The sequence below is a fragment of the Bradyrhizobium sp. BR 1433 genome (genome assembly GCF_051547665.1).
Taxonomy (GTDB): domain Bacteria; phylum Pseudomonadota; class Alphaproteobacteria; order Rhizobiales; family Xanthobacteraceae; genus Bradyrhizobium; species Bradyrhizobium australafricanum.
On sequence record NZ_JBPUGG010000001.1, the window covers coordinates 1225812 to 1238958 of the forward strand.

Sequence of the window (13147 nt, forward strand, 5' to 3'; positions counted from 1 at the left end):
TTCAACAATCGTTGAAATGAGGATAGCAGCCATGGACACGCTTGCCAATACCCGTTCGATCGTCGGCGCCCTGCTTCCGGTGGAAGAGCTGTCATCCGCGGCCCTCCTTTCCGGCCTTGAGGCGCACAAGGAGAAACCGCTGATCTTCAGCTACGACGGCCGGGACGTCCGCCCCAGCTACCACGTGACCGAAGTCAAGACCGGTTCGTTCAGGGCGCTCGATTGCGGCGCGAACCCGGAGAGCTGGAGCGAGACCTTCATTCAGCTCTGGGACATCGAGGAGGACAACCGCGGTCACATGCCGGCCGGAAAATTTCTTGCGAACATCCGCAAGGTCGACGAGGCCGTCGGCTTCGACCCGCAAGCCCGGCTGACGTTCGAGGTGAGCGACGGTGTTCGGCCGATGCAGATCTATCGCGCCGAACGCATGGATGCCGGCGACGCGGCGATCCGCGTCTATCTCTCGGCGCGTCCGTCGAGCTGCAAGCCGCGCGACCGATGGCTCCAGGAACAGCAGTCCTGCTGCGCACCGAGAGCCAAACAGCCCTGCTGCCCGGAAATTGCCGATCACTGAATTGCCCGACGGGTCAAGCCCTCGGAGCAAAAATATTTCGCTTTATCCGAAAGGCAACTCAATGTATGAATAACCCGTCTCACCCGATCGAGGGGCGCTGCGCATCGTCAGGAGTGTTGTGGTGAGATGCGGTGGACGCCGAGGTCACGACCGACGACGCGTGACTGAGATGGACGGTGAAGTCGTGTGGTCCTGACGCCCTAGTGGCAGGTGTCTTTTCGCATTGCGCGAAGCGCGTTGTGAAGGCGGTGACAAGCAAGCCAAGTCTCGCCGGGGAGAGCACGTATAAGCCGTAACCCATCGCGCAGGGAAAGCCGGGTTGTTTCCGGTTACACCTGTGGTCCTACCTCCCGCGTTTTCTATTACGCGGGACCCATGGGTGCGATCGGCACCCGGCTTTCCCTGCGCCCTCTGTTTCCAGAGCGGCGAAGCGAAGAGCAAAGCTCGGACAATTCATGTCGCGAGAATGCGGACGTATGACTCACAAACGGTGCCACACACTCACTGTCGTCCCGGCGCAGGCCGGGACCCATAACCACAAATGTAAATTGTTATGCAATGCCGGAACGACGCGTCCCGCCTACAATGACTGCCGCGGCGTATGGGTCCCGGCCTGCGCCGGAACGACAGCGGGGATGCGGCGCGCAAGAGTGATTTACCGTGTGGCAGTGAAGCCCAAGCACACCGTCTCAGCTCAAGCCGCCGTCGGCTCGCTCGACAGCGCGGCGAACACCGTCTCCGGCGAATGGGCGATCACGGCGAGCAGCGCGCGGGCGGGTCCACGCGGCGCGCGCTTGCCCTGCTCCCAGTTGCGGATGGTTTCCACCGGCACGCCGAGCTTGGCGGCGAATTCGAGCTGGGTGAGCTGGGCCCGGCGGCGCAGATCGCGTACGGCCGGCTGCGCTGCCGCAGGCTGCATCGCCGCCTGGTCGGGATGTGCGGGCACGAGCGGGATTTCCTGCCCGTCGCGCAATTCGACGATCCGTCCGTCCGCCTTGAGCCGCAACCGCTGCATGATGGCCCCCGTGATGGCCCCTTGGAGATAGCGGCATCATCGATGAAGCGCGTTAAGTTCGGATTAACGATAAGCGGCCCGGCGCGGCTCGCGCCCGGACCATGCGCCGCCCTGCCCGCGAGCGCGTTACTTGAGGCCGAACCACAGCGTGGCGATGCCGAGGAAGGAGAAGAAGCCGACCACGTCGGTGACGGTGGTGACGAAGGTGCCGGAGGCGACCGCGGGGTCAGCCCGCACCCGTTCCAGCACCATCGGGATCAGGATGCCGCCGAGCGCGCCGGCGACCAGGTTGCAGATGATCGCAAGCCCGATCACGATGCCGAGGCCGGGGATCTTGAACCAGGCCACCGCGGCGACGCCGGTGATGACGGCAAAGGCGATGCCGTTGACGAGCCCGACCATGGTCTCGCGCAGCACCACCCGCATCGCGTTGTACGGGCCGAGCTCACGGGTGGCGAGCGCGCGCACCGCGACCGTCATGGTCTGGGTCGCGGCATTGCCGCCCTGGCTCGCCACGATCGGCGCCAGCACCGCAAGCGCCACCATCTTCTCGAGCTGGCCCTCGAACAGACCGAGCACCGACGAGGCCAGGAACGCGGTGGCGAGATTGACCAAGAGCCAGTTGAAGCGACCGCGGGCGATGGTCCACACCGTGTCGGACAGCTCTTCGTCGCTGGTGACACCGCCGAGCGCCTTCAAGTCTTCGTCTGCCTCCTCCTCGATCACGTCGACGACGTCGTCGATGGTGATCACGCCGACCAGCCGGTCGATGGTGTCGACCACGGGAGCTGCGACCAGGTTGTACTTGCCGAACATCCGCGCGACCTCTTCCTGGTCCTCCAGCGCGGAGACCCGGCGGCGGTCCTCGTCGATCAGGTCCTTGATCGGAACCGGGCGGCGCGTGCGCAGCAGCACGTTGAGCGGCACCGCGCCCAGCAGGTGCTTGTCGGCATCAACCACATATATTTCGTAGAAGCGATCCGGCAGATCCGGCGTGTCGCGCATATAGTCGATCGCCTGCCCGACATTCCAATCCGGCGGCACCGCGATGAACTCGGTCTGCATCCGCCGGCCGGCGGAATTCTGCGGGTACAGCAGGCTGCGCTCGATGTCCTCGCGCTCGGCCTCCGGCAGCTTCTCCAGGATCTCTTCCTGGTCCTCCTCGTCGAGGCTCTCCAGGAGCTCGACGGCATCGTCGGATTCGAGCTCGCGGACGCCCTCGGCAACCGTCTCCGGCTCGAGTTCCTCGAGGATCTCCTCGCGGACGGTCTCGTCGACCTCGTTGAGCGCCGAGAAGTCGAAATCGGTGCCGGTGATCTCGACCAGGGTGACGCGGTCGTCCGGCTCCAGCGCCGCGATCAGGTCGCCGAGATCGGCCTCGTGCAGTTCCGCCACCACCTCGCACAGCAGCGGCCGGTCGGCGGCGTGGATGGCCCGGGTGATCGCCGCGACGAATTCGCCGCGGAGCTCGCCCTCCTCGTCCCGCATCGGCATCCGGGCCAGCGGATCGGCCTCGGCGGGTTCGGCAACGTCGAAATTCTCGGCCATGCCGTGTTTCGCCGGTTTGACAGGAGGGGAAAAACTGGTTGGATGAGTGCGGAACGGATTACCTAATCGGTGGGGCCCAGTGCAATGAGAAAGATGTCGAGCGCACCGCGACCGCTCCGGAAGGCTTTCGCGGCGCTGGTCGCGCTCGCGCCTGTTGCACTGTGCGGCTCGGCGCACGCCGCCGAATGCCAGCGCAAGGACGCGCTCGGCACCTCACGTGTGCTCGAGGTCGACCCTGCGACCTATCCGCGCGTCGGGCTGAAGAGCTTTCCGCAGACCCTGCCGCTCAGGGATGGCGAGGTCGTGCTGACCTTCGACGACGGACCGACGCCGGGGGTCACCGACAAGGTGCTGACGGCGCTGGCGGCCGAATGCGTGCAGGCAACCTTCTTCATGGTCGGCCGCAACGCGGCCGATCACCCCGATATGGTCCGCAAGGTCGCGCGCCTCGGCCACACCATCGGCTATCACAGCTGGGACCATCCGCATCTCAACAAACTCCCGCTGGATCAGGCCGAGGCGAACATCAACCGGGGGATCGAAGCGGTCCAGAAGGCCCTGCGCGGCACCGAGAGCACGATTCCGAGCACGCCGTTCTTCCGGTTCCCCTATTTCGAATCGACACCCGCCCTGCTTGACCATCTGGAAAAGCGCGGTATCGCGGTGTTCGGAGCCGATTTCTGGGCCAGCGATTGGAACAAGATGACCCCCGAGGAGGAACTCAAGCTGCTCACCGGGCGGCTCGAAGGCCACCGCAAGGGAATTATACTGCTGCATGACCCGCAAATGCGGACAGCCGAGATGCTGCCCGCCTTCTTGAGGTACCTGCAGGAGCATAAATACCACGTCGTCCACATCGTCCCGGCGGCGCTGAAAACCGTGTCCGACCGGACACATTGAACCCGGGACGCTAGGTGGATTACAGACCGTTAAGGCGACATTCATGGCGCCGCACCTAAGGATTCGTCAGTGCGTTTGGAATGCGGCCGAGATTCGATGATTGCAAACGTCCTGGTGATGATCCGGAAGCGGTCGCGGACCGTGGTCCGCGCGGCGCTGCTGGGCTGCGGCTTGATGACGCCGTACGCGGCCCTCGCCGCAGACTGCCCTAACCCCAACGCACTCGGCACCTCGCGGACCCTCGTCGTCGATCCCAAGGAGCACCCCCGGATCGGCACCATGCAGTATCCGGAGACCTTGCCGCTCGCCGATCACGAAGTGGTACTGACCTTCGACGACGGGCCGCTACCTAAATCCAGCAACCAGGTGCTGGCCATTCTCGCCAGCCAGTGCGTCAAGGCGACCTTCTTCACCATCGGCTCCCAGGCCCGGTTCAATCCGGAGGGCGTGCGCAAGCTGATCGCGGCCGGACATACCGTCGGCACGCACAGCCAGAACCATCCGCTGACGATGAACAAGATGCCGCTCGAGAAGGTGCGGCAGGAGGTCGACGACGGCATCGCCTCGACGCTCGCCGCCCTCAATGGCGACAAGAGCAAGCTCGCGCCGTTCTTCCGGATTCCAGGCCTGATGCGCGCCGAGATCCCGGAGGCCTATCTGGCGTCCCAGGGCATCCAGGTCTGGAGCGCCGATTTCCCCGCGGACGACTGGCGCCACATCTCGCCGCAGCGGGTCTATGACCTCGCGATCCAGCGGATCGAAGCCAAGCGCAAGGGCATCTTGCTGCTGCACGACATCCAGCCGCGCACCGTTGCGGCGCTGCCGCGCATCCTCAACACGCTGAAGGAGCGCGGCTACCGGATCGTTCATGTCGTGCCTGCAACGCCCGATCGCCCGGCGACGCCGACCCAGCCGCAGCAATGGTACCTGCATCCACCGACCGAGACGGTGGCGACCACGCTCTGGCCCAAAATTCCAAACTTCGTGTTCACCGCGACGCGGGCGCTGCCTGCCCCGGTGTTTGCCGACATGGATTGGCGCGATGCCGATATCCTCGACCACGCACAGCGCACCTGGGTCGCGATGCCCGTCCGCACGCTGTGGCCGCAGCCCCAGCTTGCCCGGTTCGCATCCGTCCCGACCTTGCCGGTCCCGGCGTCCGACGTGTTCCGCGTTCCCGAAGCGCTCGACCTGACCCTGCTCGCGGCCCGATCGACGGCCAATCGCCGCCTCGTGCAGCGCGCGACAGTTGGCGTTGGCATACCGCGCGCGCAGGCGTTCTCCGCGCGCCAGGCCAGGCATCCGAAGCAGGCCGCGCATCAGGTGCCTGCCGCGGCGCACGGCAGAGCCCATGGCGGCCCCTTGCATGTCGCACCGCCGGCCGCGGACAATGCTTCAGTTCACGTCGCCAATAATCTGAAGAAGCGTACGCCGCGCGCCGAGGCGGCGGCCGGCAGGCGCGTGCCTGATTGACGTGATCTAGAGCGTTAGCCGATCAGGTTGCAAGTAGCCCGCGGCGATGAAGTAGTTTGTGGATTCCGTGGGCGTGTAGGTGTCGATGATGCGCCCGACAGCATCCCAAAGGCCGCCGACGGTGCGTTCGGCGGCCTTCCGCAGATTTGCTTTGAGCTTGGCGAAGGCATTCTCGATCGGATTGAGGTCGGGACTGTAGGGCGGAAGATAGAGAAGCGTAGCGCCGGCCGCCTCGATCATCTCACGTATGCGGGGCCCTTTGTGGCTGGAGAGGTTGTCCATGATGACGATGGCGTGGTCTGGCAGCTCAGGAATGAGCACCTTTTCGACATAGGTCTCAAAGGCGTTGCGGTTGATGGGGCCATCGAGCACCCAGGGCGCGATGATGCCGCGTGTGGTTAGAGCGGCTACGCAGGTAGTTGTTTTCCAGTGGCCGTGAGGAACGCTGGCCCGCAGACGTTCTCCGCGCTGGCAGCGGCCATGGGTTCGCGCCATGTTGGTCGACGCCCAGGTCTCGTCGATGAAGACGAGCCGATCCCGGTCGAGCTTGCCCTGGCTCTCGCGCCAGGCCTCGCGTCGCTTCAAGACGTCCGGGCGATCCTGCTCTGAGGCATGGGCGGTCTTTTTTTACGCGTGATCTTGTGGCGCTCGAAGAAGCGGCGGATCGTGCCATAGCCAAAGGACAGGCCTTGTTTGCTCAAGCCGTCACGCAATTCCTCGATAGTGATATCCGGCGCCGTCTCGAGCAGAGCCATGATCGTCGCCTGATGAGTATCAATCCGGTGGGACTTGCGGTCGCCGCCCTGAGCCCTCGGCTGGGCATCGCCTTGCTCCCGCTCGCGCGTTCGCCAGCGGCTTACGCTTGCCGCGCTGACGCCAAATCGCTCGGCAGCCTGCCGGCCTGAAATGCCACTCTCAATACAGGCAAGCACACGTTCGCGAAGATCCATCGACAGCGGTTTCGCCATGCCCGCCGGCCTCCAGCTCCGGCGACCAGCTTGAATCACCAAAACGCTGATTTGTGAATCCCCAACGATTCAGTCAGATCGGCCAACGCTCTAGCTGGCCACGATCTTGGCGACGCAGAGCAGGATCACCAGCGCCAGGAAGAAGATATCGATATAGGATTTGATCTCGCCGGCATGCCTGAGCACGGTGACATCGGCGACGATCTGCCTGCGCGAGGCGACAGCATTGGGCCCCTCGCCGGCCGCCGCGGCGAGCCGTCGCGTCTCGCCCTCCAGGCGCTCGATGCGCTGGAAGAAATAGAACGAGCGCAGGGCGGAAAAGGCGTGCATCGCCGCATAGACCAGGACCAGAATTGCGACCGTCGCGCGCTGCTCGTACTTCTCCAGAAGGTTCAGCGTGAAATAGACCAACCCCAGGAACACGAAGTTGGAGACCACACGGTACGCGTAGCACGCAAAGATCATCAGGCGCTCCGGTAAGGCAAGCTTGCAGCCGCGCGATCGCTCGCGTTGCCAAAGTCGCCAGTTAGGGCGCCGCCCGCACGTAGATGCGCCATGGCTCTACGCCATACATCTTGAAGTTCGGCGAGGCCAGCGCTTCAAGAAGCGGCGCCGCAGGCCCGGCCATGTCGACATATAACCCGTCATAGAGAACAACTGCGCAGATATCGCGCTCGTCGAGCTCATGCAGCAGCTTCTCCTTGTCGCGCTCGACGAGAAAGTCGCGCATATATTTGCTGTAGAGTTGCAGAACCTGCCGTTGAGCGAGAAAATTGATGCCGGTATCCTCGGCCAATACCCGACACGTTGGCGGCAGCCCCGCGGTCAAAGCGTTCAACTGCTTGGCAACCCGTTGATAGCCGCTCGTTGAATAGTACGTCCATCGCTTGACGAGAATGCAGGTCGTGGCAACAGCCACACCGAGAATCGCCAACGACAAGGCAACCCGGGTCCAGGTTTCGTAGCGCTCGACGCTCGTTGATGTGGCGGTCAGCGCAACCGGAGCAGCCGCTATTCCCCAAGCCACGAACAGAGCCGCGAACATGTAAAACTGCATCGCGTAGCGCGCATTCAACACTGTCCAACTCGACAAATTGTAGTATCCGACATCGAAGGCGCCCAACAGCAGGAGCATCTGGCTGAGAAACCATGCCCCAAACATCGCTCCGATCCGCCAGTCGATTGTCTGGAGTGTAGAGCGACCTCGGGCCAAAGCTCGCTGGACGGCGTACCAGACTATCGTCGCGAACAAGACGACAAGCGCCGCTGCGCTCGGCCATCCGCCGTCCCGGGCAAAACTGATGAGGAGCCGGCTAGACAGGACTGCGCCTTCGCCGATACGTGCCGTATCTCGCGCTTCGATGCTGTGCGCATAGAGCGTACCGGCGGCGACCCGGGCTGCGTCAACGTTGTCGCCGGTCAGGGAGCCGGTCTTGTAATAGGCCATTGCGACGTGAAAGCCGCCCAGGCAATAGCCTGCAGCCACTGCGGCGGTCAGCAGCACAATGCGCATCGGGGACTGCCCGAATGAAACGCTCAGAAGCGTCCAGGGCGCGACGATCAGCGGCACTAGGACAATGGAAAGTGCATGGCCCTGCATCGCCCAGCCGCCGAGCACGACGCCCAATAGCGCAGCTCCGACGCTTGGGTAACGCGCACCGCCTTGCCACTGCGCCACAAGAAACGTGCAAAGCAGCAAGAGCGCCGTTAGTCGGAATACGTCGCGGCTGCCGTCGATTGATCCGCTGTGGATGAGAGGGACCGCCAAGAATCAGAAGCGGCAGAAGGATCGCCAGGCCACGCACCTGCGCAGCGCTCGCGAGAGCTATGCCCGCCGCAACATAGGTGATGATCGTCAGCTGGAATGCGACGCGCGGCACCATTTCGTCGCTCAATCCGGCCCCGCCGAGACCGGACCAAAGCAGGGCCGACGCGTTGTAGGCAGGCCAGAGCAGGCCGTGGGGATCGCCGCGCAGAGTGCCGTCCGAGAGGCCTCCGATCCCGGAGGCATCGAAGAAGCTGCGTTGCGAAAGAAGTTGCCGCGCTTCTGCAAGGTACTGCATTGCGTCGGAATTGCCGGTCACCTGGCCGGCATCGAACCAGAGCCGCGGCACGATAATGCTGGCCACCATCAGTACGGCCACGACCGAAGCCAGAACGACCGGATCGCGCAGGGCGCGGTGGTTCTGGGACCGCGAGGTGCCGGTCCTTTCCAAGGCGTTACAAGCAACGCCGATCCAACGATGAATGGCGCGCTGGCGTGCCCTCCAAGGGCCAGCCCAGGTGCAACAAGCGTGAGCAGCAACAGCAGACACGCTGTGACAAAGCTGGTCGTCGCCACTCCGAAGGCGATACGCCCAAAGGGAGGAATCAGGAGAACGCTGTCGAAGACGTAGAAAAACCTCGCCAAGCCGGAAGCTAGAACGAGCTGGCCGATCAGAAACGGAGTGCTCAAGCCATTGTCCCTTCGTCGTTTACGGCCGAGAACGCGCTGCAATCAGTCCGGAGACGGCGAAACCAATCAGCAGCGGAAGAACCGTGCGCACGGTGCGGTGAATCAGAGCAAGCGCTGCAGCCGTCTCCGCGGAAGCTCCGGCCTGCTGCAACAGCAGCACGAACGTGACGTCACGCACCCCCAGTCCCAACGGCAGCAGGGAAACTGCGCCGGCCAAGTAAGAAATGACGATCGCGTGTCCGATGGCTACAAGGGGAAGATCAGCACCCAAGGCCCGGCCGAGATACCAAATCGAGGCGACGTCGACCACATAGGTTGTCGCAAGCCACAACGTCGCGACAACCAGCGCAAATGGCTTAATCCCGAACATTGCGTTTCGCAGATCGAAGACGAACCGACGGATCGGCCCGGAGGCCCGAAACAACGGGCCGAGTACCCACATCTTGTCCAACACCGCCGGACCAAGTCCCACGACTGCGAGGCCGGCGATCAGCAATGCCGCGGCCGCGAGCGAAAGCGGCAGTGCACGATCACCTGCCAATTCGCCCGGAATGACCAGGACCGCTCCCATCAAGAACAGCCAAAGAAGGCTTTCGATCGTCGTTTGAGCCGCGCCGACACTCACCGGGATATCCGCCAGCATCTTGTAGAACGCCAGGCGCGCCGGCACGCCGAGCTTCGGATCGCCGGCCAGGCTGACCGTGCCCGCTGCCAGCATGGCCATCATGACATCCATCAGGCTGGCTGGATGACGCATTCCCGCCAACAGCGTCGCTGCGCCTGCCGCATGCAGCGCAATCATAACGATCGACGAAAGGCAGAGTACGAGTAACGTCTGAATCGAGATCGACCGAAGAGTGTGCCAATCGATGCGATCGACCAAATAGAATAGCGCCGCAGCGCCCACAATGAAGGCCGCGCCCCAAAGCAACCGCTTGCGAGTAAGCAGACCCATCAGGCTCCGTGCCTCTCAATTGAGTTCGAGCCGCAAGAGAGGTTCCCGGCGAGCGAGGAGCCGCGTGGCAATCCGGCTCGCAGCGAGCGGCGGGTGAGGATTTTCATCCACGCTCCGTGACGGAAAAGTTCGCCAGATATCTGCTGGTCGCCTTGTACATCGGTGCTTGCGTCCAGCGAATGAAGATGGCGTCGTTGTTGTTGCCGTTCTCGAACGCCTTGTAACGGAACTTGCCCTCACCGGCATAAAAGCGATCCATGGCAAAAGCCATGTGGCGCTTTGCCAGACTTTTATCCCCGTAGGCCAATGCGGTCATGATGCTCTGTGCGACATCGTGGGAATTGATTGGCCAGGTCTGCTCGGGACTCCAACGCGGCTTGTCGTCGTCGATCAATTGGGCCTGCATATAATCCCAACCACGGCCGATCGCGTCCGCGATACGCTGGTCTCCCATTGTCGCGTTGACTTCGATAAGCCCCTCGATGATGTAGCCGGTGTGCCGGCTATCGATGATCGTGTCGACGGGGTGATCGCGGAACGCCGGCGCATAGAACCAGGATCCATCCGGATTTTGATGGTGCACGGCGAACAAGGCCGCCTGCCCGGCAAGCACGACGAGTTCGTCGCGATCAAGCACCCTTCCCGCTCGGACCAGCAGACCTGCGGCTGCAACGCTGGCATTGATTATCAGACGCGTGTCGCCCGGACCAAAATAGACACAAGCGCCTTCGGGCAACTCGATCATCCCAGCCTCTTCCAGGATGAAACGTATGCCGGATTTCGAGCAGCGCCAGCCCCCGGTCGCGGTCGCGGTCGAGCAGATGGATGGCATCGAGGAGGCCGGTCAACACGATGGTGGACGTAATCGTGGTCGGCCAATGCTTCGGGTGCTTCCCTGTTCCTCCCCAGTCGAACGGCAAACCCCAAGCTGCATTGCGAGCCAGCGGGCTACGCGTGTCCTCCAGCAGCGTCAGCAACCTCGCCGCTCGGCGACGCGAGACCTTGCTGTCAGGTTGGCGAGCTTCACCGGCGAGGCTATCTCCAAGTGCTTGTGGCATCACAATGGCCGGGGCCGCCTGGAACAGGCGTTTCGGGATCAGCGCATGGTAAGGCTTGAGCGTTCGGCGGGCAAAATGCATGAGCGGCCCGATGATAGGTCGGCCGCCAACTTGGGAAATAATGTTGTCCAGCTGATAAGGATCGTTGCCGGCATAGTCGTTTTGCTCGAGCCAGTTGCCGAGAGCATCGGACGCTGCGCGAACACGGTCGAGCAGATCCTGATCCGAAGCCGGACCTTGACCGGTCATCATGCGTGGAGGCCTTCTACAAAAAAGCGCGCTGTAGTCATTTACTCTATCGTATGTGCAACAGGCTAGGCCGCTACCGTTGCCCGACCAGAATCTTCAAGTGCCGCAGCCGTACTTTTCGCATCAGCCAACCGGTGAGCTCGACATTGCGAAACAGCAGATCGGAGCGAACGACCGGTGGCGATTGGCCTACCGCTTCCTCGCTGGAGACTGGATCGACGGCGCGAGCCGCACGCTCCAGCGTCGTAATCTCTCCGTCAAAGCGACCGACGCAGTCGGCCAGCAATTCATCGAGAACCGCGCAGGCGCGTTCGTCCGGCCGAAACCCGCGTTCGATATCTATCAACGAATAGGAATGCAAGAACAGCACGATGATTTGCTGACCGGACACCAAGACGGCTTCGATCTGGCGGCGCAATTCGCCGGGACTGCACCAGTCCGGATCGAGCTTCTTCGTCAGCGACAGCAGGCGGGCCGGTCCAAGCGCAAGATCGCAGCGCGTCACGGTCACGGGAACTTCGAGCAGATCGCCATGCCGAACGACGGCGTTCGCGGTGAGCGGGGGATGATCGAGTTCGCAGTGCGGATAGCCGCGAAAAACACTCGAATCGATCCCGATGCCATTTTGCTCCAGGGCAGCGAGCGTATCGTAGTTGGCGCCGTAGCCGCCGGCGCGATGGCTGACAGGCGGTCGGCCTGTCCAGGCTTCAATCAGCGCCACCCCTTCGGAGATGAACCGGCGCTGCTCGTCGAGCGACAGCGTCTTCATCGTCTGCGCCATTCCGTATCCACGCTTTCCCTCCGGAAAGGCCGGATGGGTGTGCAGGCCAACCTCATGGCCACGCTCGGCGATCTCGCGCGTCACGCCGGCAACGAGCTCCTCGCTGACGGTCCGGCGGTTCTGGACATCGACAAAGAAGGTGCCGCGGCCGCCGTGTCGTTCGAGGATATCCATGATGCGCGGAGTCGCGTAATCGCGCCCGGCGTTACGGCCCCGATAGGTGTCGATCGGAGGCCGCGGCTCGAAGAAGTCCTCGACGTCTACGGTCACGACGAATTTCGGGCGCTGTCGTCCCGGCTTCATTTCACTGCCTGTGCAATCACAAGGTGGAAACGGGCGCGGCGTCCGAACTTCGGATGCTTTGCAAGCCAATGATCAAGGCTCTGCGTAGCGTCGATCAGGCCCGACATGACCGGAAACAAGGGCGGCCAGATGTTCAGCGGAAATTCCGGCACGAAATCGGGAATGAGCCGCATTCCGGATATCTCTATCATCTTGAAGCGGCCCTGCAGCAGCCGCTCGAGTTCTTCGCGAGAGAACAAGACGCGGTGATAGCTCGACGCCCCCTTCACGATGCGCTGCGCAAGCTTCGCGAGATAATATGGCGAGTAGTAAAGATAGCGCGCGAAGCGTGCTGTCTCCTGGCTGTTTATGATCGTCGCGCAGAATGCGCCGCCCGGCCGCAGCACTCGACGGATTTCATCGAGGGCAGCGTTCAGGTCGGGAAAATTGTTGGGGGCCGTGCACGATACGACCAGATCAAAGCTGTTGTCCGGAAACGGCAACGCCATCGCATCGCCAATACCGTAGGTTGCCGGGAGGTCGCCATTCAGGGCCCGGGCATGGGCGATCATTTCGGGGCTGAAGTCCGCACCGTGCACGGTGAAATCTCCGCCCTGATCTCGCTTGCTTTGCGCAAGCCATCGCGTCAAACGTCCCTCGCCGCAGCCAAGGTCGAGGATATTTGTCGCCGCCGCGACGAGCGGGGCCATGGCCTCCTGCTCAAGCCTATCGGTGTAAACCTGAATGGGGCGGGCTCTGAGCGCAGTGTAGTTTTTCGCCTGCAGGTTGTAGAAGCGGAGCGTTTCCTCGTTCATGGAGTGCGATCCGCGCCTGCCCGCCGAAATTGATTTTGACGCATCTTATTGATCTTACTGGATAATATGGCGCA

At 62.8% G+C, this 13147-nt stretch carries 14 protein-coding genes; 4 read left to right on the forward strand and 10 right to left on the reverse strand.

What is annotated here, in order from left to right:
* Positions 1–31 precede the first annotated feature (31 nt).
* Positions 32–574, forward strand: a complete 543-nt coding sequence (locus tag ACSKB9_RS06225) for a DUF6428 family protein (RefSeq protein WP_438072028.1) — start codon at positions 32–34, stop codon at positions 572–574.
* A gap of 694 nt (positions 575–1268) precedes the next feature.
* Here the strand turns inward: ACSKB9_RS06225 and ACSKB9_RS06230 are convergent.
* A complete protein-coding gene (locus ACSKB9_RS06230; RefSeq protein WP_028343385.1) occupies positions 1269–1589 on the reverse strand; it encodes a helix-turn-helix domain-containing protein in 321 nt (106 codons plus the stop codon).
* Positions 1590–1715: 126 nt separating this feature from the next.
* A complete protein-coding gene (gene mgtE / locus ACSKB9_RS06235) occupies positions 1716–3137 on the reverse strand; it encodes a magnesium transporter (RefSeq protein ID WP_438072030.1) in 1422 nt (473 codons plus the stop codon).
* 84 nt (positions 3138–3221) lie between these two features.
* Here mgtE and ACSKB9_RS06240 point away from each other — a divergent pair, with 84 nt between their 5' ends.
* Together ACSKB9_RS06240 and ACSKB9_RS06245 are read left to right on the forward strand one after the other, a co-directional pair.
* The gene (locus tag ACSKB9_RS06240) at positions 3222–4037 is read left to right on the forward strand and encodes a polysaccharide deacetylase family protein (protein WP_438080085.1); all 816 of its coding nucleotides are present in this window, start codon (positions 3222–3224) and stop codon (positions 4035–4037) included.
* Positions 4038–4133: 96 nt separating this feature from the next.
* Positions 4134–5510, forward strand: a complete 1377-nt coding sequence (locus tag ACSKB9_RS06245; RefSeq protein WP_438072032.1) for a polysaccharide deacetylase family protein — start codon at positions 4134–4136, stop codon at positions 5508–5510.
* Between the two features lie 6 nt (positions 5511–5516).
* Here ACSKB9_RS06245 and ACSKB9_RS06250 read toward each other — a convergent pair.
* From ACSKB9_RS06250 to ACSKB9_RS06260, 3 genes are all read right to left on the reverse strand, one after another.
* Positions 5517–6478 (reverse strand): IS630 family transposase gene (locus tag ACSKB9_RS06250; RefSeq protein ID WP_438071698.1). Its coding sequence is split into 2 segments (ribosomal slippage): positions 5517–6139 and positions 6139–6478, totalling 963 coding nucleotides; the frame shifts between segments, so codons are not numbered across the junction.
* 90 nt (positions 6479–6568) lie between these two features.
* Positions 6569–6943, reverse strand: coding sequence for a hypothetical protein (locus ACSKB9_RS06255; RefSeq protein WP_438072034.1), 375 nt, complete (start codon positions 6941–6943; stop codon positions 6569–6571).
* Positions 6944–7004: 61 nt separating this feature from the next.
* Positions 7005–8105 (reverse strand): hypothetical protein, encoded by a 1101-nt coding sequence (locus ACSKB9_RS06260; RefSeq protein ID WP_438072035.1) that lies wholly within the window; start codon positions 8103–8105, stop codon positions 7005–7007.
* 58 nt (positions 8106–8163) lie between these two features.
* Here ACSKB9_RS06260 and ACSKB9_RS06265 point away from each other — a divergent pair, with 58 nt between their 5' ends.
* Entirely contained in the window at positions 8164–8874 is a 711-nt protein-coding gene (locus tag ACSKB9_RS06265; protein WP_438072037.1) for a hypothetical protein, read from the forward strand.
* A gap of 78 nt (positions 8875–8952) precedes the next feature.
* Here ACSKB9_RS06265 and ACSKB9_RS06270 read toward each other — a convergent pair whose 3' ends face one another.
* From ACSKB9_RS06270 to ACSKB9_RS06290, 5 genes are all read right to left on the reverse strand, one after another.
* On the reverse strand, positions 8953–9888 hold the full coding sequence (locus tag ACSKB9_RS06270) for a lysylphosphatidylglycerol synthase domain-containing protein (protein WP_438072039.1): 936 nt from the start codon (positions 9886–9888) through the stop codon (positions 8953–8955).
* Positions 9889–9991: 103 nt separating this feature from the next.
* Entirely contained in the window at positions 9992–10525 is a 534-nt protein-coding gene (locus ACSKB9_RS06275; RefSeq protein ID WP_438072041.1) for a hypothetical protein, read from the reverse strand.
* Positions 10518–11198: a hypothetical protein gene (locus tag ACSKB9_RS06280; RefSeq protein WP_438072043.1), complete on the reverse strand. Its 681-nt coding sequence runs from the start codon at positions 11196–11198 to the stop codon at positions 10518–10520. Before ACSKB9_RS06280 ends, ACSKB9_RS06275 begins: the two co-directional genes overlap by 8 nt.
* Positions 11199–11268: 70 nt before the next feature.
* Positions 11269–12279, reverse strand: coding sequence for a polysaccharide deacetylase family protein (locus ACSKB9_RS06285; RefSeq protein WP_438072044.1), 1011 nt, complete (start codon positions 12277–12279; stop codon positions 11269–11271).
* Positions 12276–13073, reverse strand: a complete 798-nt coding sequence (locus ACSKB9_RS06290) for a class I SAM-dependent methyltransferase (protein WP_438072046.1) — start codon at positions 13071–13073, stop codon at positions 12276–12278. Before ACSKB9_RS06290 ends, ACSKB9_RS06285 begins: the two co-directional genes overlap by 4 nt.
* Positions 13074–13147 lie beyond the last annotated feature (74 nt).